Origin of the sequence: Actinomadura sp. DC4, assembly GCF_030406325.1 — a bacterium.
In the GTDB taxonomy this organism is placed as follows: Bacteria; Actinomycetota; Actinomycetes; order Streptosporangiales; family Streptosporangiaceae; genus Actinoallomurus.
This window is the reverse complement of record NZ_JAUEQY010000002.1, coordinates 289,250-310,573: the sequence shown is the minus strand read 5'-3', so window position 1 is coordinate 310,573 and position 21,324 is coordinate 289,250. Positions and strand designations below refer to the sequence as shown.

The following is a 21,324-nucleotide window of genomic DNA, read 5'->3' as shown; positions in this document are numbered from 1 at the left end:
GACATGTCCTAGGAGCCCCCCGCGTGGGTCTAGTACGGTGTCTGCGCTATGTCGCGAGACGCGGAAACAGTGTCGGCGGGACGGCCGCCAGCGGTGTCGCCCTGGGCCCTCGCGCCGTTCTGCCTTGTCGTCACGACGGCCGGGTTCGGGACGTTCCTGGCGCTGACCGTACCTGACCTCGACGCCCCGGCGGCGCTGGCAGGCGGGCTGATCCTCGGGGTGCCGGCGACCCTCCTGACCACCTTCGGCCTGACCGACCGCAGGTTCCGGCGCAGGTGGAGCCGGGCCGAGCGGACCGCGATGGCGCGGGCGTACCGTACGGGCGAACCCCCGGCCGACCCCGCGTACGAGGCCGCGGTGCGTTCGATGATCGTCCGCAGGAGCCGTCTGCTGCGGCGGCAGGTGACGTACGGGCCGTGGACGATCGCCCTGCTCGGCCTCGCCGACGTGGTGAGCGTGGTCAGCGACCGCGTGACGACCGGGGTGCCGAGCGTCGTCTTCTTCGGCGCGCTCATGGTGTACATGCGGCTGTCGGCGCCGCGGGCGCTACGCCGCCTGGAGCGCCTGGAGGCCTCTTTGCGCGAGCCCGCGGCCGCCGGGCGCGTGGCCCGGCGGCCCGGAACTCACTTGTAGCGCTTGCCGTGCAGCATGTTGACGAGCGACAGCGCCTTGGCCATGTCCTTGTCGGTGCGCTGGAACGAGGTGAGGTTCATCGTCGAGAAGCGCTGACGCGTGATCGCCTTGGCGCGGGCGAACTCCCGCAGGCCGTCGGCGCCGTGGATACGGCCGAACCCGGAGTCGCCGACCCCGCCGAACGGCAGCGCCGGCACGGCCGCGAAGGCGATCACGGCGTTGATCGAGGTCATCCCGCTGCGGAGCCGCCGCGCCGCGCTCAGCGCCGTCGCCTTGCTGCCCGAGAACACCGCCCCGGCCAGCCCGTACGCGGTCGCGTTGGCGCGGTCGACGGCCTCGTCCACGCTCTTCACCCGGTGCACGGTGATGGTCGGCCCGAACGTCTCCTCACAGACGGCCGCGGAGTCATCGGGTACGTCGAGAAGGATGACCGGCTCGACGTAGGGCTCCTTGACGGACTCGGGGCCGCCGACGACCGCCCTGCCGCCCCTGGCCACGGCGTCGTCGATGTGCCGCTTGATGACGTCGAGCTGACCGGGCATGGTGATCGGCCCGTACGAGGCCGTACGGTCCTCGCCGGCGCGCAGCGCGCCCGCCTGCTCGGTGAGCTTGCCCACGAAGGAGTCGTAGACGCTATCCACGACGTAGACACGCTCGACGCCGACGCAGGTCTGGCCCGCGTTGGACATCGCGCCCCAAAGGGCCGCCTCGGCGGCGCCCTCCACGTCGGCGTCGGCGTCGACGATGAACGCGTCCTTACCGCCGCACTCGGCGACGATGGGCGTGAGGCGCTCGGCGCAGGCGGCCATGACCTTGCGAGCCGTACGGGATGATCCGGTGAACGCTATTTTGTCCACCGCGCCGCGGGTCAGCGCCGCGCCGGTCTCGCCCAGGCCGGTCACCACCTGCAGGATGGGCTGCTCTGGCACGACCTGACCGACGAGGTCGGCGAGCAGCAGCCCGACGCCGGGGGTGAACTCCGAGGGCTTGAAGACGACGGCGTTCCCGGCCGCCAGGGCGTACCCGATCGAGCCCACCGGCGTGAAGAGCGGGTAGTTCCAGGGCCCGATGACCCCGACGACACCGAGCGGCTGGTACTCGAGGACGCACTTCTGGTTGATCGCCAGGAGGCCGGGGAAGACGCCGCGGGGCCCGAGGACCTTCTCGGCCTTGCGCGCGGCCCAGTCGAGGTGCGTGATCGCCATGACCACCTCGAGCTGCGCGTCCTCGATGGTCTTGCCGGTCTCCTCGTGGATGAGCTGCGCGATGCGGTTGAGGGAGCGGGTGAGCGCCCCCTTGATGTTGAGCAGCCGGATCCGGCGCTCTTTCCACCCGAGCCCGCCCCACCAGGCGGCGGCGTCACGGGCGCGCGCGATCGCGGCGTTCACCGCCTCCTCCCCGTGGACCGGATGCTCACCGACGACTTCACCGGTCGCCGGGTTGAGGGACTGAAAGCTCTCGGCGGTCTCGGTATCCATGGTCGCTGTCATCGCCACCACCCACTAGAAGGAGATTCTGTTCTCCGTAAATTACCGCAAGTACCCACCCCCGTCCCGACCGTTAGCGACGGATGTGTCTGGGCAGGCCAGCCGGCGTTTTCGGCGGATCTTGATCCGGCGCCGTTCAGCGCATCACCCGGGGGGTCCGATTCGCGAGACCTTCGTGGTACTCGTCGACTTCAGGCCGCCGACGGCGTGGACGACGGCGGTCAGGTTCGGCAGTTCGGCATCCGGCCAGGCCAACGCCTCCTCCTGAGAAGCGAACATGGCCCCCAGTCCGGAGGTCGGGGCCAAGCAGTGTCCGCGGCCATGGCGGCCGTCAGGTAGTGCGTGAAGAGCCGGTCGTTGGCCTGGTCGCGATGGTCGGCGTCGGCCTGCGCCTGGGCCAGGTCGGTGGCGTACAGGCGGACCAGGTCGTGCGTTCGCCACCAGCCGAACGGCTCGCCCGGTTCGATCAGGTGGGTGCGGGCGAGTTCTTCCAGCGTGCGCTCGGTCTCCCGGGCAGGCAGGTCCGCGGCGGCCAGAGTAGAGATCTGCGCGCCGGGATTGACCGTGATCATGCGGAAACACCTGCCCCGTCTCCGCCTCCGAACGAAACCGCTCCAGCGCCCCATCGGCGCCCGGCTTCGCGGAGACCAGCTCGTGCAGGGCCTCCATGCCCTCATCGAGCACCCGGTCCACCTCGGTGTCGCCCACCCGCCGCAACTTACGCAGCAGGTGCGCGACCGCCGCGCCCGCCGGCACCTCGACACCCGTCATCGGGACATCACCCACGTGCACCATCACTACTGCACGTAACGTCCCCGTCGCACACGCCCGGCCGGATTCGGTCACCGGCCGGGCGCCGGCAGGATGCCCCGCTCCAGCGCCGACGTGACCGCGGCCGTACGGTCCGACACCCCCAGCTTCCCGAACGTCCGGAGCAGATGCGTCTTCACCGTCGCCTCGCTGATCAGCAGCTCCCGGCCGATCTCGGCGTTCGTAAGGCCCCGGGCGACGAGACGCAGCACCTCGATCTCGCGGCGCGACAGCTCGACCGGAGACCGCATCCGCGACACCAGCTTGGCCGCGACCGACGGCGCGAGTACGGTCTCGCCGCGCGCCGCCGCCCGGATCGCCTGGGCGAGCTCCGCCCGCGACGCGTCCTTCAGCAGGTAGCCCGCCGCCCCCGCCTCCACCGCGCGCAGGATGTCCGCGTCCGTGTCGTACGTCGTCAGCACGACCACCCGGATGGCCGGGCGCTGGGCGAGCACGCGCGCCGTCGCCTCGACGCCGTCGCCGCCCGGCATGCGCAGATCCATCAGCACCACGTCCGGCGTGTGCGCGCGTACGCAGGCCACCGCCTCCGCCGCGCCGCCCGCCTCCGCCACCACGTCCAGGTCCTCCTCCGCCGCGAGCATGCCCCGCAGCCCCTCGCGTACGACCGGGTGGTCGTCCACCAGCAGGATCTTGATCACGCCGGCACCTCCACCGTGATCTCGGTGCCCGCACCGGGGGCGCTGCGGACGAGGAGGGTTCCCTCGACCTGGGCGGCGCGCTCGCGCATGCCGCGCAGGCCGAAGCCGCCGGCCCGCGACGGGTCGAAGCCGGTCCCGTCGTCGCGGACGTGCAGGCACACGGAGGAAGCGCCGTACGCCAGCTCCACGCCGACGCGCGTGGCCTTGGCGTGCTTGCGGACGTTCGCCAGCCCCTCCTGGGCCGCGCGGAGCAGTACGACCTCCGAGCGCGCCGTCAGCCGGCGCGGCTCCCCGGACACGATGCACTCGGTGTCCACGTCCAGCTCCTCGCTCAGCCGGTCCGACAGCCGGCGTACCGCCTCGTCCAGCGACGCGTCGCCGAGCGCGGCCGGCGGGACCGCGGCGATGAGCGCGCGCGCCTCGGCGAGGTTCTCGCGTGCCGTACGGATCGCCAGGCCGACCTGCCGCCGCGGCTCGGCCGGCGAGATGCGCGGCTCCGCCGCCTGCAGGAGCATCAGGATGCTCGTGAAGCCCTGCGCGAGCGTGTCGTGGATCTCGGCCGCGAGACGTTCGCGCTCGGCCATCACTCCGGCCTCGCGGCTCACCCCGGCCAGCTCCGCGCGCGTCGTCTCGAGCTGGTCGATCAGCTCGCGGCGTTCGGTGCTCTGGTGGATGATGCGCTCGATCCACAGGCCGAAGAACAGCGAGAACGCGAGGGACACGACGGTCCACAGCACGAAGGACATGATCGAGCCGACGGTGTGGGGGCCGCGCAGGAACCGCGACGCCGGGACGACGTTCAGAAGGAGGACCGCGACACTCGCCCCGCGCCAGCTCGCGATCATGTAGCACTGCGGGCAGGCCGCGAACATGACCAGCGCGCTCTCCGGGGCGGCCAGCGCGGCGCCCGAGGACAGCGCGACCAGCCCGGCCACATAGACGTACGGCAGCGGCCCGCTCCGGTCCACGCCGAGGAGGCGCCGGCCGAGCAGGAGGTACCACGGCACCATGGCGGCCAGGAGGGCGGCCGCGACCGCCCCCGCGGGCCACGCGCCGTCCTCGGCCAGCACATAGGTGAGCGTCGAGGCCAGGACCAGGCCGAAGTACGCCTCCCAGCGGCCGAGTCCCAGCTGCCACGCGTCCTCGCCGGTCATCCGTCGCCGCGCCGCTTCCAGCGGAATGTCGTCAGGCACAGTGCGAAGCCTGCTACACCCCACGCCGCGAGCACCAGCGCGATCCGGCCGTGCTCCCACGCGTGCGCAGGCTCGGCGGGCAGCAGGGTGTCGGGCAGCAGCGCCGAGCGCAGGCCCTGGCAGATCCACTTGAGCGGGAACAGCGCGCCGGCCTGCTGGACGCCCGAGGGCAGGTCGCCGAAGGAGAAGTAGACGCCCGAGATGAACTGCAGCACGAGGTAGGGCACGTTGAGCACGGCCGCCGCGCCCCGGCCGGAGCGGGGCACGCTGCTGACCGCGATGCCGAGCAGAGTGCAGACGGTCACGCCCAGCACGAAGACCCAGACCAGGGTGGACCAGCGCTCGGGTGTGCTCGGCGGCTTCAGGCCGAACATCGCGCCGCCGAGAAGGAACAGGATGACCGTCTCGGCGACCGACAGGACCAGCGCCGAGATCGTCTTGCCGATGAAGTACGCCGCCGGCGGCATCGGCGAGCCGTACAGGCGCTTGAGCGTGCCGTCGTCGCGCTCCTGGGCGATGCCGACGCCCAGGCTGATGAACGTGGTCGAGGCGATGCCGCTCGCGATGATCCCGGCGGCGAAGTACTGCCGGAAGTCGACGTTCGTGCCCTCGACGTTCCCCTTGAAGATCGTGCCGAAGATCACCAGGAGGAGGACCGGCATCGCGGCCGTGAAGGCCAGCGCCTCCTTCTCGCGGACGAAGCTCTTCAGCTCCAGCGCGCCGCGCGCGACGCCGACGCGCAGCGTCGACGGCATGGCCGGGGTGGTCATCGGTCTGCTCCGATCATGGAGAGGTAGGTGTCCTCGAGGGTCGGCCGCGTGACCGTCAGGCCGGGCACCTCGCCGTCGAACCGGTGGCCCAGCTCGGCCACGACCTGGGTGGGGGAGTCGGTCTCCAGCGCCTGCGGGCCCTCGGGCGCGGTCCAGCTCACGCGCGCCCTGGCGGTGGCACGGCCGCCGAGCTCCCACGGCGGGGCGACCTCGACGAGCCGCCCGCCGGCGATGACGCCGACCCGGTCCGCGAGGGCCTCGGCCTCGTCCAGGTAGTGGGTGGTCAGCAGGATCGTCGTGCCGTCGCCGGCCAGGCTCTCGATGAGCTTCCAGAACCTCCGGCGCGCGTCCGGGTCGAACCCCGTCGTCGGCTCGTCCAGGAACAGCAGCTCGGGACCGCCGATGATGCCGAGCGCGACGTCCACCCGCCGCCGCTGCCCACCGGAGAGCTGCGAGAGCCGGGAGCCGGCCTTCTCGGCCAGCCCGACCGCCTCGATCACCTCATCGGGGTCGCGCGGGCTCGGGTAGTAGCCGGCGAAGTGCCGCACGAGCTCCCGTACGCTCAGCGGGGGCTGTTCGCCGGAGGTCTGGAGCACGATGCCGATGCGGGCCCGCCAGCTCCGTGTGGGCCGCCCGGGGTCGGCGCCGAGCACCGCGACCTCACCGCCCGTACGCCGCCGGTGCCCTTCGAGGATCTCGACCGTCGTGCTCTTGCCCGCCCCGTTGGGTCCGAGCAGCGCGAACACCTCGCCGCGGGAGATGTCCAGATCGACGCCGCCCACCGCCTCGACGTCGCCGTACCTCTTGCGCAGGCCGCGTACGCGCACCGCTGTTTCCGCCATACCGCCAGCTTTCCGGCGGCAACGGACTCACGCGATCGGCGAACCGGTCATTCCCGTGTCCACCGAACGACGGACACTCACCCGAAGTTGACGCTCTGCCAGAACTGGAACAGGGCGTGGCCGACCGTCGTGAGGTCGGTGTTGATGCCGAACAGGTCGGTCAGGTGGTAGATCACCGAGAAGAACCAGCGGTTGACCGCCGGGATCCACAGCAGCGCGAGCAGGCCGATGAACGCGTAGCCGCCGACCCGGTTGGCCTGGGCCACCCAGTGGCGCGGGAGGTAGGGCTCGACGATGCCGAAGCCGTCCAGGCCCGGCACCGGCAGGAGGTTGAGCACCGCCGCGGTGACCTGGAGGAACGCCAGGAAGGCCAGGCCGCTCCAGAACAGCGCGTGGTCCAGGCTCGTGGCGAGGTTGGACAGCACGACGCCGAGGACGATCGCGAAGACGAGGTTGGCGAGGGGGCCGGCCGCCGAGATCAGGCTGTGCCGCACCCGGCCGCGGATGGCGCCCCGGTCGATGTAGACCGCGCCGCCCGGCAGGCCGATGCCGCCGAGCAGCAGGAACAGCACCGGGAGCACGAAGCTCAGTGCCACGTCGGTGTACTTCAGCGGGTTGAGCGTGAGGTAGCCCTTGCCGGCCACGCTGCGGTCGCCCGAGCGGTACGCGAAGAACGCGTGCCCGAACTCGTGCAGGCACAGCGACACGATCCAGCCGGCCACCACGAAGATGAACAGCAGGAACCGGGCCGAGTGCCCGACATCCGTGCCGTACCGCCAGACGGCGAAGCCGGACAGGACGAAGATGCCGAGGACCAGCAGGAAGATGGGGCTGGGCCGCACGGAGGACCGCAGGGCGGTGACGTTGCTCATCAGGTGCTCTCTGCCAGGGCGGGGACGACGTAGGTGCGGAGGAACTCGCGGGGTTCATCCTCGCGAGGCATGACGATCATCGAGGAGATGATGCGGAAAAGGAACTCGATCGCACCTTCAACGGTGATGTCGGCTCGGAGGGTTCCCTCCCGCTGGGCGGCGCCGAAGTGCGGGCGTACGTAATCGGCGCACAGGTCCAGCAGACTACGCGCTCCGCCGACCACCGCGGCCTGGGTATGCCCGGCGGCGTCGGGGGTCAGCAGCGCGGCCACCTGGGGCTCGCCGCGGACGAACGCGACCGCGTCGACGACGCCCTCGACGATCGCGTCGGGCACCGACCGCTCGCGGCTCAGCCGCCTGGAGAGGCGGTCGAGGAAACGCCGCAGGTCGCGGAGGACGACGGCCAGGATCACCTCGTCCCGGCCGCCGGCGAAGCTGCGGTAGACGGTCGCGCGGGACAGGCCCGCCGCCGCCGCGATGTCCTCGATCGTGGTCTTCCCGACGCCGTACCGCGTGAAGCACGCCTCGGCGGCGTTCACGATCCGATCACGGACCTCGGTGACCTGCGGCATGCCCCGCAGGCTACCGGTACGCCCTCAGGCGGAACATGAGACGGACATCGCCTTTTGTCGCGCGACGCGGACGTCGAGCCTGCTCCGCACGGTGTCCGATATCGGATGATCGATGAGGCCTAAGCCCGGTGTGCCGAAGCGTGTCCACGCGAACGCCCGGCGTGACAGGATGCCGGGATGAAGATCGCTCAGATGACCGTTCTGGTTACCGGGGCGACGGGCGGCATCGGCCAGGCCATAGCGCGTGACCTGGCCGAACGCGGCGCGTCGGTGGTGCTGAGCGGTCGGCGTGCCGACGTGCTCGAACCCCTCGCCGCCGAGCTCGGTGGCCGGGCCATCGTCGCGGACCTGGCCGACCGCGACGCGGCGGCGGCGCTCATGGACGAGTCGGGCCCGGTGGACATCCTCGTGGCCAATGCCGGGCTGCCGGCCAGCGGGTCACTGGTCGACTATCCCCTCGACGCGCTCGACCGTGCCCTGGACGTGAACCTCCGCGCCCCCATCGTGCTGGCCCGGCTCGCCGCCGGGGAGATGGTCTCCCGCCGCCGCGGGCACCTGGTCTTCGTCTCCTCGGTCGGCGGCAAGATCGCCGCCGGGGGAGCGTCGGTGTACAACGCGACCAAGTTCGGGCTGCGGGGCTTCTCCCTGGCGCTGCGGGAGGACCTGCGGGCGCACGACGTGGGCGTCTCGGCCATCTATCCGGGCTTCATCCGCGATGCCGGCATGTTCGCCGACGCGAACGTCACGCTGCCGCGCGGCATCGGCACGCACACGCCGCAGGACGTGGCACGCGCGGTCCGCCGCGCGATCGAGCGTGACGTGGCGGAGATCGACGTGGCGCCGCTGCCGCTGCGCTTCGGCGCCCGCTTCGCGGGCGCGGCCCCGGGCCTGGCCGCCCTCGTCCAGCGCCTGGGCGGCGGCGAGCGCTTCGCCCACGACCTGGCGGAGGGGCAGCGCGACAAGCGTTAGAGGTCATCAGAGGTCATCAGAGGTCATAGATGAGCGTGTAGGAGTGGCCTCCGTCGGCGTCGATGACGATCTGGCCCTCGCCGGTGATGCCGGCCAGCTCGCCGGTGCCCGAGCCCTCGGTGATCTTCCAGGTCAGCCAGGGCTTGCCGTCCTCGCCGCCCGCGTTGTGCTGGAAGACGAACCCGCCCGTACGCCCGTCGAGCGTGCCCTCGACGCGCTCGATCGCGACGTACGCCCGCGGGGTGTCGCCGGTGGTCACGGTGATCAGATCGGCCGTGCTCGTGCCGGCCAGGCCGCCACTGAAGGTCTTCTCGATGTGCACCCGGGCGATCTTGGTGTCCAGGTGTTCGTCATAGGGCTTCTCGGCCTCGTACGTGTCGAGGACGAAGGTGCCCGTGGCGTTTTTCGTCATGACGCAGATCCTGCTGGAGATACCTGTCAGCTTCCGGCAGGTATCAGAACAGCGTGCCGCCGCGTTCGATGCCGCGCAGGGCGTCGTAGTCCAGGGTCACGCAGCCGATGCCGCGGTCCGTGGCCAGGACGCGGGCCTGGGGCTTGATCTCCTGGGCGGCGAAGATGCCCTTGACCGGGGCGAGCAGCGGATCGCGGTTGAGCAGCTCCAGGTAGCGGGTGAGCTGCTCGACGCCGTCGATCTCGCCCCGCCGTTTGATCTCGACCGCGACCGTCGTGCTCGTCTCGTCGCGGCAGAGGATGTCGACCGGGCCGATCGCGGTGGGGTACTCCCGGCGGATCAGCTTCCAGCCCGCGCCCAGCGTCGTGATGTGCTCGGCCAGCAGCTCCTGCAGGTGCGCCTCCACACCGTCCTTCTGCAGGCCCGGGTCGATGCCCAGCTCGTGGCTGGAGTCGTGCATGATCTCTTCGATCGTGAGGATCAGCTGCTCGCCGGACTTGCCGTGGGTGACCGTCCACTTCCCCTCCTCCTCTTTGAGGATGCAGGGAGGGTTCATCCAGTTGAGCGGCTTGAACGCCCGGTCGTCGGCGTGGATCGAGACCGACTTGTCGGCCTTGATGAGGATCAGCCGCGGGGCCATGGGCAGGTGGGCGGTGAGCTTGCCGACGTAGTCGACGCTGCAACGGGCGATGACGAGACGCACGGTCGCCCACCTTAGCCGTACGTGGACGGCCGATCAGGCGAAAGCCGGGTCCGGATCGGCGCTCTGGGAGACTTCGGAGCATGAGCGCTTCGTTGAGCAGGGTGGGAGTCGTCGGGCTCGGCACGATGGGTGCGGGCATCGCCGAGGTGCTGGCCCGCGGCGGGTACGACGTCGTCGGGGTCGAGGTGAACGACGACGCGCTCCAGCGCGGGCGCGGGCACCTGGAGAAGTCCACCGGACGGGCCGTGCGACGCGGCAGGCTCTCCGAAGCCGAGCGGCAGGCGATCCTCGGCCGCGTCGCGCTCGACACCTCCTTCGCCGCCCTCGCCGACTGCGACCTGGTCATCGAGGCCGTACCGGAGCGGCTCGACCTCAAGCGCCGCGTCTTCGAGGAACTGGACAAGGTCTGCCGGCCGGGCGCCGTGCTCGCCACGAACACCTCCTCCCTGTCCGTGACCGAGATCGCGGCGGCCACCGACCGGCCCGCGCAGATCGTCGGGGTGCACTTCTTCAACCCCGCCCCGGTCATGAGGCTCGTCGAGATCATCCACACCGTCCTGACCCGGCCCGAGGCGCTCCGCGCCGTACAGGACCTGGTCGGCGGGCTCGGCAAGGTCGGGGTCACGGTCGGCGACCGGGCCGGGTTCATCGCCAACCGGCTGCTGTTCGGCTACCTCAACCAGGCCGCCGCGATGTACGACTCCGGGCACGCCACCCGCGAGGACATCGACGCCGCGATGAAGGCGGCGGGCCTTCCGATGGGCCCGCTGACGCTCATGGATCTCATCGGGCTCGACGTCTCGCTGGAGGTCTGCGAGGCGATTCACCGGGAGACGCGCGACCGGCGGCACGCCCCGGCGCCGATCCTGCGGCGGCTCGTCACCGCCGGGCTGCTCGGGCGCAAGACCGGGCGGGGCTTCTACACCTACGACGAGCCGGCCGCCGAGACCGGACCGGAGACGGTGGAGGCGCCCAGCGTCGGTGTCGCCGGCTCCGGGCCCCTGGCGATCGCGATCATCCGGGCCGCCCTCCGCGCCGGGGCCGACGTACGGTTCGTCGCCGACGACGACGACAAGGTGCGCGCCGTACGCGACGCCGTCGGGGAGAAGGCCGCCGGCGGCACCGACCTGGCGCTGCTGTCCGACCGCGACCTGGTCGTCGAGGCGGTGGCCGGCGACCTCGCGGTCAAACGCTCGCTGCTCGCCGCCGTCGGCGACGTCGCCCGCGAGAGCGCCGTGCTCGCCACCACCGTCGCGACCACGCCGGTCATCGAGCCGGCCATGGCCACCGACCGGCCGCAGGACGTCGTGGGCCTGCACCTGCCCGACCCCGAGGGCGAGCTCGTCGAGCTGGTCCCCACCGTGCTGACCGGCCCGGACGTGCTGGCGCGGGCCGAGGACCACCTCGTGAGGCTCGGCAAGCACCCCGTACGCTCCGCGGACCGCGCCGGGTTCATCGTCGACGCGCTCCGCGTGCCCTACCTCAACGACGCCGTCCGCCTGCTGGAGGCCGGCTACGCCGACGCGGACGCGATCGACGCCGCGATGACGTACGGCTGCGGGTATCCGATCGGCCCGATCGCCGACCTCGACCGGATCGGGCTCGGCCACGCCGTCGAGGTGCTGCGCGCGCTCTACGCCGAATACCGCGAGCCCGCGTTCGCACCCGCTCCCTTGCTGGACCGGCTCCGGACCGCAGGTGGGACGTTCCGCTGACGACACATACCCTGATCCGCATGAGTCCGCGAAAAAACCGCCGTACACGCGATATGCAACGGGAAACCGGGCAGAGCGCGTTCGGCGGTCCGCAGCGGACCGAGGAAGGGCCTGACGGCGAGTGGATCGTACGTCCCGCGGTCGGCGCGCCCAAGGCGTACCGCTGCCCCGGATGCGACCAGGAGATCCCGCCCGGCGTCGGCCACGTCGTCGCGTGGCCGGCCGAGGGCGGCGGCCCGGAGGACCGGCGCCACTGGCACCGGCCGTGCTGGGACAACCGGCTGCGCCGCATGCCCAACATCCAGCGGTCCCGCCGCGGCCCGCGCTACTGAGAGGACCACGATGGCGGAGATCCGGGCGAGCACGGTGCTGCCCGCGCGCCGTACGGACATCGAGCTGCAGACGGCCGACGGGCTCACTCTCGTCGGCGAGCTGGCGGTCCCGGAGGACCGTCCGCCGGTGGCGACGCTCGTGTGCCTCCATCCGCTGCCGACCGCCGAGGGCATGATGGACAGCCACGTGCTGCGCAAGGCGTCCTACCGCCTGCCGGCGCTCGCCGGGCTGGCCGTGCTCCGCTTCAACACGCGGGGGACGAGCAGTGACCGCGGGACGAGCGAGGGGGAGTTCGGCGGCAGCGACACCGAGCGGTACGACGTGGCGGCGGCGCTGGAGTGGGCGGAGTACCACGATCTCCCGCGCACGTGGCTGCTCGGCTGGTCGTTCGGCACCGAACTGGCGCTACGGTGGGGGCGCGACCCGTTCGTCGAGGGCGCGATCCTGCTGTCGCCGCCGCTTCACCGGGCGACCGACGACGACCTCGACGCCTGGGCTGAGTTCGGCCGGCCGCTGGTCGCGCTGGTGCCCGAACGCGACGACTATCTCCAGCCGCCGGAGGCGCGCGAGCGCTTCAAACGGGTACCCCAAGCGGAGGTGATCGGAGTCGACGGAGCGAAACACCTGTGGGTCGGTGAGCCTTATGTCCGGATCGTGCTGAACGAGATCGTGAAGCACGTCGTGCCCGAGGCGTATCCGCTGCCCACTGAGGTTTCGTAGGCTCCGGCCCTGCGGAAGCGGTACGGGAGGAGCCGTCCTCCCAGAGGTTCACTCCGGCTAAACGTCCGAGACCGATCACGGCCACGGTATCGGCAGGACGGGAATCACGGGTGACGATGTGCGTGGTCCGGTGTGTACCGGGCTGGGGAGGTTCGTGCCGTATCGAGGGGGAGGGGCGCCGTGCAGTTGTACACCCGCGACGTCGGTGGTGGGACGCCGTTAGTACTGTTGCACGCGTTTCCGCTGTCGTCGGCCATGTGGTTGGCCCAGCGGGAAGGTCTTGCGGCGCGATTCCGGGTGATAACACCTGACCTGCGGGGATTCGGCGGATCCCCACTCGGGGCCGACGATCCGTCCGTCGACGCGATGGCGGACGACGTCGCGGCCCTGCTGGACACCTTGGGCATCGAGCGCGCGATCGTCGGCGGCCTGTCCATGGGCGGGTACGTCACACTCGCGTTCTGCCGGCGGCACGCCGAGCGCGTGCTCGGCGCGGTCCTGGCCGACACGAAGGCCACCGCGGACGCCGACGGGGCGCGTGAGGCGCGCATCCGCACCGCGGAGCGGCTGGAGGCCGAAGAGAGCGTCAGCGTGCTCCTCGACGATCTCCTGCCCCGGCTGGTCGGCCCGACCACGATGCGCCAGCGCGCCCTCGTCTACGGACGGGTCCGCGGCCTCGTACAGTCCACGCCCCCGCTCGCCGCGGCCTGGGCCCAGCGGGCGATGGCCGCCCGGCCGGACTCGACCGAGGCGCTCGCGGACTTCCGCACGCCGACGCTCATCCTCCAGGGAGCCGAGGACACGATCGTGAGCGAGGAGGACGCGCGGCGGATGGCCGAGGCCCTGCCGAACGCCGAGCTCATCATGATCCCCGGATCCGGTCACCTCACCGCGGTCGAGCAGCCGCAGCTCTTCAACGACGCGGTCACCGAGTTCGGCGCGGCCCTGACCCGTACGCTCCGCTGAGCGTACGGGCCGGCCGGGTCACGACTGCTCCTGCCGGGGCATCACGACCTCACGCAGGATCAGCGCCACCGCGGCGGCGGCCGGGATCGCCAGGAGCGCGCCGATCACGCCGAGCAGCGCGCCGCCGATCAGCGCCGCGATGATCGTCACTGCGGGCTGCACGTCGACGGAGCGCTTCATCACCCTCGGCTGGACGATGTAGTTCTCCACCTGCTGGTAGACGGCGAAGAAGATCAAGGTGGTGATCCCCACCCAGAAGCCGGAGAAGAACGAGATCGCGGTGACGAAGATCGCGCCGATCGTGGCGCCGACCAGGGGGATCAGGTCGGTGATGGCCACGAGCAACGCGAGCGCGAGCGCGAACGGCACGCCGACGATCAGCAGGAAGATGTACGACGTCACCCCGGCGATGAGCGAGATGAGCAGGTTGCCGGCGACGTATCCGCCGATCCGGGTCAGGATCTCGTCGCCGAGCAGGGCGACCCGCGCGCGCCGGGACCGCGGCGCCAGGCGGTACATGAAGCCGGTGATGCTGGGCAGCGAGCTGAGGAAGTACAGCGTGAGGATCAGCACGGTCAGCGTGCTGAACACCCCGCTGAGCACGACCTGTCCGACACCGACGACGCCGTTGGCCGCACGCGTGCCCAGATCTTTGCTCTGCAGCGCGGTCCGCGCCTTCTGCAGCAGGTGGTAGCGGTGGTCCCAGTCCTGCAATCGTGGATTTCGCTGGAGCTGTTCGAGATAGCCGTTTCCGCTGGTCAGGTTATGGATGATCGCGGTCGTCTGCTGTGACAGCGGCGGGACGATGGCGAAGCCGAACCCGACGAAGAACCCCACCAGGGCGAGGAACACCACGAGCACCGCCCACCGCCGGGAGATGCCGAACCGCTCCAGCGCCTCGACGCCGGGGTTGAGCCCGACGGCGAGGAACAGCGCGACGATGATGAGGATGATCACCTGGCGCGCGTTGAGGAAGGCCTGGACCAGCATGTACGCGGCCAGCACGCCGAGCGCCCCGTAGAAGCCGAAGACGAACGGGTGGCTCTTGGTCAGCGGCCGCCCGGGACGTCCGAAGGGGAACGCCTCGTCCACCCCGGCCTCACGCTCACGCGCCTTCATGTCGGTGATCGGATCCGCCCCGGCCACCCCACCGGGAACCGACACGACCGCGCCGCTCTCGGTCTCGATCACCTCGACCGGGCCGCCCTTGGAGTCCTGCGTACCCGACTCGGCCGTCGGCGATCCGACGAACTCAGAACCGTCCGCGGTACGCCCGGCCGCGGGCGCACCCGGAGCCCCGGAGCCTTCCGCGCCCGGCTCGGCCGTACGCGAGCCATCGGACTCGGAGCCGTTCGCGTCCTCGGCGTTCCGTTCGGTCTCGGACGAGACCCGCGCCGCCGGGACCGGTGTACCGGAGCCGTCCGCGTTCGAATTCTCCGCCGCAGGTACGTCTGGGGCGTCGGACTCTGAGTCCTCGGCATTCGAATCATCCGACGCGGGTTCGGCCGAATCGTCGGCCTCCTCCGCCAAGCGTCGGTCGCGGGCGAGAAGGCCTCTGTCCGCGCGCCGGTCGTCATGTGCTGGGGGTTTGTCAGGCACTCCCGCCACCTCCCTTAAAGATCTGCCTCAAATTATGGCAAAAAGCCTAGAGGCACCATGGCCTCTAGGCTTTCCGCCGTCTCGCCTTTTATTGCGGGATTGCCCGCTTTATTCGCGGAGTGTGCTCCCGGTTACTCCTGCCACCAGTCGTCGTCGTCATCCTTCTTGCGCGGCTGCGACTGCTGCTGGGCCGCCTTCGGCTGCTGCTGTTGCTGCTGCTGCGGAGCCGGAGCCGACTTCGGCTCGGCGGCGGCGAGCGCGGGCTTCTCCGGGGGAGCGGCGAGCGCGTCGTCGCCGCCGGCGCCACCGCCCAGCGGGGACTGCATGCCGCCGATGAGCTGGCGCAGCTGGTTGAGGTGGCTGGTGATGCTGTCGCGCTGGCGCGTGAGCTCGTCCACCTGGCGCTGCGCGGTCGTGCGCATCCGCTCGGCCTCGGACTTGGTGTCCGACAGGAGCTGCTCGGCCTGGGCCTTCGCCTCGGCGATGACCGAGTCGGAGTTCTTGCGGGCGTTGGCCACCAGCTGCTTGGCGTGGCTGTCGGCCTCGCGGCGGGTCTGCTCGGCCTGCTGCGTCGCCTTGGTGGCGCGCTGCTCGGCGGAGGCGGCCCGCTGCTCGGCTTCGGCGACGAGCTTCTGGGTGGCGTTCTGCGCCGCGGAGTGACGCTCGGCGTCCTGCCGCTCGGCCTCTTCGCGCCGGGCGGCGAGCTGGATCTCGAACTCGCCCTCGGCCTGCGCCCGCTGAGCTTCGCTCTCCTCGAGGATGCGCTGGGCCTGGGCCCGCATCTCGTCGGCCTGGCGCTTGGCCGTCGTGAGGATCTCGTCGCGCTCCCGCTTGGTGGACGCCCGCAGCTGGGCGACCTCCCGCTCGGTGGTCGTGCGGAGCTTGGCGATCTCACGCTCGGCGGCGGCGCGCTTCTCGGCGACCTCGTGGTCGGCGGTGGCGCGCAGCTTGGCGACCTCGCGCTCGGTCGTGGAGGTCAGCTCGTCGGCCTCGCGGCGGGCTCCGGTGCGCACCTCCTCGGCCTCGCGCTCGGCCATGTTGCGCATGTCCTCGCCCTCGCGCTGGGCGGTGGCGCGGAGCTCGGCCGCTTCGTTCTCGGCGGTGGCGCGGTGCTCGGCGGCGTCGACCTTGGCCGCGGCCTTGATCTCGTTGGCCTCTGAACGGGCCGCCTGCACGAGCTCGGTGGCCTGCTCCTCGGCGAGGCGCAGCAGTTGCTCGATGCGCGCGCCGAGACCGGAGTAGGTCGGTCGTTCCTGCTCCTGCAGCTGGCGGTGCGCGTCGGAAAGCTCGCGCTGCATCGCCGAGGTCTGCTCGCGGCTCTGCCGGACCTCGTTGTCAAGCTGCTTGATGTGCTCTTCGACCTGGTGCCGGTCGTAGCCGCGAAGCACCACGTCGAACTCGCGTGGGGGCGTGTCTTCGAAGAAGTTACTGAGCTGGGCGTCGATGTCGGACTGCATGAGGCTCAATCCTGCTGTGACGAGACGGCTACAAGTGGTGGAGATGCCAGATCATGGCCATGCGGATACGGCGTGTTACGGGGTACTGCACGCGCTGGACCACTTCCGGCGACAGCAGCGTACTCCGGACACTGCTGTGTTGGGGGCTCAACGGGACGCCCTGGGTGCATTGTCTTATTTCTTGTGATTTTTCGGGCACGTGATGGCCCTACCTGGCCTTGCGGTCACCCTGCGCTGCCTGTACAAGCTCGGTCAGCACCCCTCCGACGTCCTTCGGGTGGAGGAACGCGATCGACGCTCCCATCGACCCATGACGGGGGCGCTCGTCCAGCAGGCGCACGTCCTTGGCACCGATCGCCTCAAGGGCTGCCGCGACGTCGTCCACACCGTAGCCGACATGGTGCACGCCTTCGCCACGCTTGGCGAGGAACTTGCCCACCGGCGTGTCCGCGCCCAGCGGCTCCAGCAACTGGACGTACGAGGCTCCGGACGGGCCGTCGGCGACGTGCAGCATGGCCTCCTTGACGCCCTGCGCCTCGTTGACCTCGCGTGACGCCACCACCAGGCCGAACGTCGTCTCGTAGAAGGCGATCTTCTCCTCGAGGTCGTGACAGGCGATCCCGACGTGGTCGATGCGTGTGAGCATGGCTTGGCCCTCCCAGGAAGTGCACTGTCCCCGTGTGGGTATGTTGGCAAACGTCGTGCCGACCGGTTAGTGGAGGTCTGAATTTATGGCCGGATCCGTTATCGTCGCCGGGGCGCGTACGCCCATCGGCCGGCTGCTGGGCTCCCTCAAGGGCTTCGCGGCCGTGGACCTCGGCGCCCTCGCCATCAAGGCCGCGCTGGAGCGCGCCGGCGTGACCGGCGACCAGGTCGACTACGTCATCATGGGCCACGTCCTCCAGGCGGGCGCCGGGCAGATCCCCTCCCGCCAGGCCGCCGTCAAGGCGGGCATCCCGATGAGCGTCCCGTCGCTGACCATCAACAAGGTGTGCCTGTCGGGCCTTGACGCGATCGCCCTCGCCGACCAGCTCATCCGCGCCGGAGAGTTCGACGTCGTCGTGGCCGGCGGCATGGAGTCGATGACCAACGCGCCGCACCTGCTGCCCAAGTCGCGGCACGGCTACAAGTACGGCTCGATCGAGGTGCTCGACGCGACCGCGCACGACGGGCTCACCGACGCCTTCGACGGCGTCTCCATGGGCGAGTCGACCGAGGGCTACAACGCCGAGCTCGGCATCTCGCGCGAGGAGCAGGACGCGTTCTCCGCCCGCTCTCACCAGCGCGCCGCCGAGGCCGCCAAGAACGGACTGTTCGACGACGAGATCGTGCCGGTCGAGATCCCGCAGCGGAAGGGCGAGCCGGTCGTCTTCAAGACGGACGAGGGCGTACGCGCCGACACGACCGCCGAGTCGCTCGGCCGGCTGCGGCCGGCGTTCAGCAAGGACGGCACGATCACCGCCGGGTCCTCGTCCCAGATCTCCGACGGCGCCTGCGCGGTCGTCGTGATGTCCAAGGCCAAGGCGGAGGAGCTGGGCCTGACCTGGCTCGCGGAGATCGGCGCGCACGGCAACGTCGCCGGCCCGGACAACTCCCTGCAGTCCCAGCCGGCCAACGCCATCAAGCACGCGCTCGGCAAAGAGGGCCTGGACGTCGGCGACCTGGACGTCATCGAGATCAACGAGGCGTTCGCCTCGGTCGGCGTGCAGTCGATGCGCGACCTCGGCGTGGACGAGAGCAAGGTCAACGTCAATGGCGGCGCGATCGCGCTCGGCCACCCGATCGGCATGTCCGGCGCCCGCATCGCGTTGCACCTGGCGTACGAGCTGCGCCGTCGCGGCGGCGGAGTGGGCGCGGCCGGGCTCTGCGGCGGTGGCGGCCAGGGCGACGCCCTGATCCTGAAGGTCTGAGGGTGGCGCGCAAGGCCGACGTCGAGGACCTGGTCGCGCGGGCGCGCAAGGGCGAGCCGCGCGCGGTCGCGCGGCTCATCACCCTGGTCGAGAACGCCTCACCGCAGCTCCGCCAGGTCATGGCCGCGCTGAACCCCCTCGCCGGCCGGGCGCGGGTCGTCGGCCTGACCGGCGCGCCGGGCGTTGGGAAGTCGACGTCCACCAACGCGCTGGTCCGCGCCTTCCGCCGCCAGGACCTGCGGGTCGGCGTGCTGGCCGTGGACCCGTCCTCGCCGTTCACCGGGGGCGCCCTGCTCGGCGACCGGGTGCGGATGCAGGACCATGCCTCCGACTCGGGCGTCTTCATCCGGTCGATGGCCAGCCGTGGCCATCTCGGTGGGCTTTCGTGGGCCGCGCCGCAGGCGATCCGGGTGCTCGACGCGGCCGGCTGCGACGTGGTCCTCGTCGAGACGGTCGGGGTCGGCCAGGCGGAGGTGGAGATCGCCTCGCTCGCGGACTCCACGATCGTGCTGGTCTCACCCGGGATGGGCGACTCCATCCAGGCGGCCAAGGCCGGCATCCTGGAGATCGCGGACGTCTTCGTGGTGAACAAGGCCGACCGGGACGGCGCCCAGCACACCATCCGCGACCTGCGGAACATGGTCGCGCTGGCCGAGACCGGGGGCTGGAAGCCGCCGATCGTGCCGACCGTCGCGGTGAAGGACGAGGGCGTCGACGACGTCGTCGAGCAGCTCGGCAGGCACCTGTCCTGGATGGAGGACTCGGGTGAGCTGGGCCGCCGGCGGCGGGCCCGCGCGCGCGACGAGATCGAGGCGATCGCCGTCACGACGCTGCGCGAGCGCATGGGCGACCTGCACGGGCACCAGCGTCTCGACGTGCTCGCCGAGAAGGTCCTGGACGGGTCCTGCGACCCCTACACCGCGGCCGACGAGCTGGTCGAAGGTCTCACCGACCCCGGTCACCAGCCCGGATAGCGCAACCCCGCGTAAGAGTCCTCGGTCGCGTGTTCGGTGCGGCCGACCGGCTCGCCGGCGCCCGAGCGCCAGTGCCCGAACTCCAGCGTGAGCAGCGCCACCGCGATCGGCAGCAGGCTCGCCCACGACGGGAACATCACCGTGCGCGCGATGTAGCGCGGCTTGAACTTGCGGTTGAACAGGTAGAGCGACTCGACCTTCACGAACCGGTCGAGCAGGTGGATCACGCGGTAGGTGCCCTGCTCGATCGGGCCGCGGTCCTCGGTCTCGAACAGCTCGCGGAACGCCGCGAAGTTGAGCGAGACCTCGTCGACCCGCTGCTCGGCGGCGTACGCCATGATGTCGGCGATCATGCGCTCGTTGAGCCCGTTGGGCGAGCCCGGCTTGCGGCGCATCGCGTCGAGCGACAGGCGGCGGCCGGACGCGCTCGGGAGGTATCTCTGGAAGCCCACGGGATCGCCGTCGGCGTCACGGGCGACCACGAGCACCGGGAAGGTGTGGCGACCGGTCAGCAGCCCGTCCATGTTCATGGAGAAGCCGCGCTCCTCGACGCCGCCCATCGCGTCGGTGGCGAGCGCCCGCAGCAGCGTACGGTCCGTCTCGCTCAGGCCGCCCTCGGGCACGACCTCGGTGGTCACGCCGAAGTTGTGGGTGCGCCGCACCGCCTGGCGTACGTTGCGCATGCTCCGGCCGCTGAGCCCGAACTCGCCGGTCGACAGCACCACCTCGTCGCCGATCCCGATCGAGTGCATGCCGTACGGGGCCCAGAGTTCCAGCAGGTCGGCACGGGCGCCGAGCACGGCCATCCGCCAGCCGGACCGGCGGGCGAGCGAGGCGAACTCCGCGACCGCGTCGGCGTAGGAGCGCGGGTCGCCGACGGGGTCGGCTCCCGCGGCGGCGACGCCGAACAGGACGCGGTAGCCGATGACGGCGTGCCGGTCGCGGCTGAAGACATAGGACTTGTCGCCGCGCAGGAGGAACGGGGCCAGGGTGTCGGAGCCGTCGGCGTCGACCAGGCGTGCGGCCTCGGCGCGCTCCTCGTCGTTGCCGGGAGGCGGCGCGGGTGCGGGGGACAGCAGGGCCACGAGCATCGCGAGGAGGCCGCCGCCGCCGAGGATGCCGAGGCTGGCCGCGAACCAGCGGTCGGCCGAGCCGTCGAAGTGCAGGGGGCTGGTCCCCGAGGCGCTCAGCCCGGCCAGGATCTCCTTGCCGGCCTCACCGGCGCCGGGGCTCGGCGTGATGTGGTGGCGCTGGGCGATCATGACGGCGAGGCCGTACCCGATCGCCACCCCGTACGTGATCAGCCCGGTGCGTACGGCGACGCGGTACCGGCTCGGGACGGTGTCGAACTCGTGCCGGTAGTGGACGAGCGCGACCGCCGCTGTGATGAGGATCAGGACGCGTCCGGGGTCTCGGGCGTCGAGCGCGTCGAGGGCGGACAGCACGGTGAGGGTCAGGACGACCCAGTAGGCGACCCGGCGGCGGAGCAGCAGCCCACGCGCCGAGGCCAGCAGGATCAGGGCGAGCAGCAGCTCCTGGCCCCCGGGGAACGGCTCGCCCACCAGCAGCCGGGCCGGGCGGTCGGAAAGGGAGGGGACGAGTGCGGGTAGGCCGACGGCGACGGCCGCCGCCGCGACGGGTAGCGCGAACGGCCAGGTCGGTCGCCCGGCCGACTCGTCCGCAACCGTTGCTGCCTCTGCTGCGATGGACACAGCACATCACCCCGAC

Annotated in this window: 23 protein-coding genes; 9 read left to right on the top strand and 14 right to left on the bottom strand. The window is 71.2% G+C overall.

Features of this window, described 5'->3' with window-relative positions:
* Positions 1-93 precede the first annotated feature (93 nt).
* Positions 94-633, top strand: coding sequence for a hypothetical protein (locus QWU11_RS04055; protein WP_290103625.1), 540 nt, complete (start codon positions 94-96; stop codon positions 631-633).
* On the opposite strand, the gene QWU11_RS04050 is transcribed toward QWU11_RS04055, so the two are convergent.
* Both QWU11_RS04050 and QWU11_RS04045 read right to left on the bottom strand, forming a co-directional pair.
* Complete coding sequence (locus QWU11_RS04050) at positions 624-2,123, bottom strand: aldehyde dehydrogenase family protein (RefSeq protein ID WP_290103624.1); 1,500 nt, start codon at positions 2,121-2,123, stop codon at positions 624-626. The two genes, QWU11_RS04055 and QWU11_RS04050, sit on opposite strands and share 10 nt — an antisense overlap.
* A gap of 218 nt (positions 2,124-2,341) precedes the next feature.
* A complete protein-coding gene (locus QWU11_RS04045) occupies positions 2,342-2,692 on the bottom strand; it encodes a hypothetical protein (RefSeq protein WP_290103623.1) in 351 nt (116 codons plus the stop codon).
* Positions 2,693-2,774: 82 nt separating this feature from the next.
* On the opposite strand from QWU11_RS04045, the gene QWU11_RS04040 reads away from it, so the two are divergent.
* Positions 2,775-2,930, top strand: coding sequence for a hypothetical protein (locus tag QWU11_RS04040; protein ID WP_290103622.1), 156 nt, complete (start codon positions 2,775-2,777; stop codon positions 2,928-2,930).
* Between the two features lie 32 nt (positions 2,931-2,962).
* Here QWU11_RS04040 and QWU11_RS04035 read toward each other — a convergent pair whose 3' ends face one another.
* The 6 genes from QWU11_RS04035 to QWU11_RS04010 all read right to left on the bottom strand — a co-directional run bounded on the left by QWU11_RS04035 (position 2,963) and on the right by QWU11_RS04010 (position 7,838).
* Positions 2,963-3,589, bottom strand: coding sequence for a response regulator transcription factor (locus QWU11_RS04035; RefSeq protein WP_290103621.1), 627 nt, complete (start codon positions 3,587-3,589; stop codon positions 2,963-2,965).
* On the bottom strand, positions 3,586-4,782 hold the full coding sequence (locus tag QWU11_RS04030) for a sensor histidine kinase (protein WP_290103620.1): 1,197 nt from the start codon (positions 4,780-4,782) through the stop codon (positions 3,586-3,588). The genes QWU11_RS04035 and QWU11_RS04030 overlap by 4 nt, the downstream gene beginning before the upstream one ends.
* Positions 4,740-5,552 carry an ABC transporter permease gene (locus tag QWU11_RS04025; RefSeq protein ID WP_290103619.1) on the bottom strand — a complete coding sequence of 271 codons (813 nt, stop codon included), beginning with the start codon at positions 5,550-5,552 and terminating at the stop codon, positions 4,740-4,742. Before QWU11_RS04025 ends, QWU11_RS04030 begins: the two co-directional genes overlap by 43 nt.
* A complete protein-coding gene (locus QWU11_RS04020; protein ID WP_290103618.1) occupies positions 5,549-6,394 on the bottom strand; it encodes an ABC transporter ATP-binding protein in 846 nt (281 codons plus the stop codon). The genes QWU11_RS04025 and QWU11_RS04020 overlap by 4 nt, the downstream gene beginning before the upstream one ends.
* A 77-nt stretch (positions 6,395-6,471) precedes the next feature.
* A complete protein-coding gene (locus tag QWU11_RS04015) occupies positions 6,472-7,266 on the bottom strand; it encodes a site-2 protease family protein (RefSeq protein ID WP_290103617.1) in 795 nt (264 codons plus the stop codon).
* Positions 7,266-7,838: a TetR/AcrR family transcriptional regulator gene (locus tag QWU11_RS04010; protein ID WP_290103616.1), complete on the bottom strand. Its 573-nt coding sequence runs from the start codon at positions 7,836-7,838 to the stop codon at positions 7,266-7,268. The genes QWU11_RS04015 and QWU11_RS04010 overlap by 1 nt, the downstream gene beginning before the upstream one ends.
* A 192-nt stretch (positions 7,839-8,030) precedes the next feature.
* Here QWU11_RS04010 and QWU11_RS04005 point away from each other — a divergent pair, with 192 nt between their 5' ends.
* Entirely contained in the window at positions 8,031-8,807 is a 777-nt protein-coding gene (locus QWU11_RS04005) for an SDR family NAD(P)-dependent oxidoreductase (protein WP_290103615.1), read from the top strand.
* Positions 8,808-8,823: 16 nt separating this feature from the next.
* Here the strand turns inward: QWU11_RS04005 and QWU11_RS04000 are convergent, their stop codons facing one another.
* Complete coding sequence (locus QWU11_RS04000) at positions 8,824-9,219, bottom strand: DUF3224 domain-containing protein (RefSeq protein ID WP_290103614.1); 396 nt, start codon at positions 9,217-9,219, stop codon at positions 8,824-8,826.
* 43 nt (positions 9,220-9,262) lie between these two features.
* On the bottom strand, positions 9,263-9,922 hold the full coding sequence (gene nucS, locus QWU11_RS03995) for an endonuclease NucS (protein ID WP_290103613.1): 660 nt from the start codon (positions 9,920-9,922) through the stop codon (positions 9,263-9,265).
* An 80-nt stretch (positions 9,923-10,002) separates the two neighbouring features.
* On the opposite strand from nucS, the gene QWU11_RS03990 reads away from it, so the two are divergent.
* From QWU11_RS03990 to QWU11_RS03975, 4 genes are all read left to right on the top strand, one after another.
* On the top strand, positions 10,003-11,637 hold the full coding sequence (locus QWU11_RS03990; RefSeq protein WP_290103612.1) for a 3-hydroxyacyl-CoA dehydrogenase: 1,635 nt from the start codon (positions 10,003-10,005) through the stop codon (positions 11,635-11,637).
* Positions 11,638-11,657: 20 nt separating this feature from the next.
* Positions 11,658-11,969, top strand: a complete 312-nt coding sequence (locus tag QWU11_RS03985) for an ATP/GTP-binding protein (RefSeq protein ID WP_290103611.1) — start codon at positions 11,658-11,660, stop codon at positions 11,967-11,969.
* A gap of 10 nt (positions 11,970-11,979) precedes the next feature.
* On the top strand, positions 11,980-12,690 hold the full coding sequence (locus QWU11_RS03980) for an alpha/beta hydrolase (RefSeq protein ID WP_290103610.1): 711 nt from the start codon (positions 11,980-11,982) through the stop codon (positions 12,688-12,690).
* 180 nt (positions 12,691-12,870) lie between these two features.
* On the top strand, positions 12,871-13,656 hold the full coding sequence (locus QWU11_RS03975) for an alpha/beta hydrolase (RefSeq protein WP_290103609.1): 786 nt from the start codon (positions 12,871-12,873) through the stop codon (positions 13,654-13,656).
* A gap of 18 nt (positions 13,657-13,674) precedes the next feature.
* Here QWU11_RS03975 and QWU11_RS03970 read toward each other — a convergent pair whose 3' ends face one another.
* The 3 genes from QWU11_RS03970 to mce all read right to left on the bottom strand — a co-directional run bounded on the left by QWU11_RS03970 (position 13,675) and on the right by mce (position 17,358).
* Positions 13,675-15,255 carry an AI-2E family transporter gene (locus QWU11_RS03970; RefSeq protein WP_290103608.1) on the bottom strand — a complete coding sequence of 527 codons (1,581 nt, stop codon included), beginning with the start codon at positions 15,253-15,255 and terminating at the stop codon, positions 13,675-13,677.
* Between the two features lie 131 nt (positions 15,256-15,386).
* Positions 15,387-16,712: a DivIVA domain-containing protein gene (locus QWU11_RS03965; RefSeq protein WP_290103607.1), complete on the bottom strand. Its 1,326-nt coding sequence runs from the start codon at positions 16,710-16,712 to the stop codon at positions 15,387-15,389.
* Positions 16,713-16,920: 208 nt separating this feature from the next.
* On the bottom strand, positions 16,921-17,358 hold the full coding sequence (mce, locus tag QWU11_RS03960; protein ID WP_290103606.1) for a methylmalonyl-CoA epimerase: 438 nt from the start codon (positions 17,356-17,358) through the stop codon (positions 16,921-16,923).
* Positions 17,359-17,443: 85 nt separating this feature from the next.
* On the opposite strand from mce, the gene QWU11_RS03955 reads away from it, so the two are divergent.
* Positions 17,444-18,622, top strand: a complete 1,179-nt coding sequence (locus QWU11_RS03955) for an acetyl-CoA C-acetyltransferase (RefSeq protein WP_290103605.1) — start codon at positions 17,444-17,446, stop codon at positions 18,620-18,622.
* Positions 18,623-18,624: 2 nt separating this feature from the next.
* Entirely contained in the window at positions 18,625-19,596 is a 972-nt protein-coding gene (gene meaB / locus QWU11_RS03950; protein ID WP_290103604.1) for a methylmalonyl Co-A mutase-associated GTPase MeaB, read from the top strand.
* Here meaB and QWU11_RS03945 read toward each other — a convergent pair.
* Positions 19,581-21,308 (bottom strand): phosphatidylglycerol lysyltransferase domain-containing protein, encoded by a 1,728-nt coding sequence (locus tag QWU11_RS03945; protein WP_290103603.1) that lies wholly within the window; start codon positions 21,306-21,308, stop codon positions 19,581-19,583. The two genes, meaB and QWU11_RS03945, sit on opposite strands and share 16 nt — an antisense overlap.
* Between the last annotated feature and the right edge of the window lie 16 nt (positions 21,309-21,324).

Excerpts from the sequence above, each read along its gene's own strand:
- QWU11_RS04050 (WP_290103624.1), bottom strand. The coding sequence starts at position 2,123 with ATGACAGCGACCATGGATACCGAGACCGCCGAGAGCTTTCAGTCCCTC.
- QWU11_RS04045 (WP_290103623.1), bottom strand. The coding sequence starts at position 2,692 with ATGATCACGGTCAATCCCGGCGCGCAGATCTCTACTCTGGCCGCCGCG.
- QWU11_RS04025 (WP_290103619.1), bottom strand. The coding sequence starts at position 5,552 with ATGACCACCCCGGCCATGCCGTCGACGCTGCGCGTCGGCGTCGCGCGC.
- QWU11_RS04020 (WP_290103618.1), bottom strand. The coding sequence starts at position 6,394 with ATGGCGGAAACAGCGGTGCGCGTACGCGGCCTGCGCAAGAGGTACGGC.
- QWU11_RS04015 (WP_290103617.1), bottom strand. The coding sequence starts at position 7,266 with ATGAGCAACGTCACCGCCCTGCGGTCCTCCGTGCGGCCCAGCCCCATC.
- QWU11_RS04010 (WP_290103616.1), bottom strand. The coding sequence starts at position 7,838 with ATGCCGCAGGTCACCGAGGTCCGTGATCGGATCGTGAACGCCGCCGAG.
- QWU11_RS04005 (WP_290103615.1), top strand. The coding sequence starts at position 8,031 with ATGACCGTTCTGGTTACCGGGGCGACGGGCGGCATCGGCCAGGCCATA.
- QWU11_RS04000 (WP_290103614.1), bottom strand. The coding sequence starts at position 9,219 with ATGACGAAAAACGCCACGGGCACCTTCGTCCTCGACACGTACGAGGCC.
- QWU11_RS03990 (WP_290103612.1), top strand. The coding sequence starts at position 10,003 with ATGAGCGCTTCGTTGAGCAGGGTGGGAGTCGTCGGGCTCGGCACGATG.
- QWU11_RS03985 (WP_290103611.1), top strand. The coding sequence starts at position 11,658 with ATGAGTCCGCGAAAAAACCGCCGTACACGCGATATGCAACGGGAAACC.
- QWU11_RS03980 (WP_290103610.1), top strand. The coding sequence starts at position 11,980 with ATGGCGGAGATCCGGGCGAGCACGGTGCTGCCCGCGCGCCGTACGGAC.
- QWU11_RS03965 (WP_290103607.1), bottom strand. The coding sequence starts at position 16,712 with ATGCAGTCCGACATCGACGCCCAGCTCAGTAACTTCTTCGAAGACACG.
- mce (WP_290103606.1), bottom strand. The coding sequence starts at position 17,358 with ATGCTCACACGCATCGACCACGTCGGGATCGCCTGTCACGACCTCGAG.
- QWU11_RS03955 (WP_290103605.1), top strand. The coding sequence starts at position 17,444 with ATGGCCGGATCCGTTATCGTCGCCGGGGCGCGTACGCCCATCGGCCGG.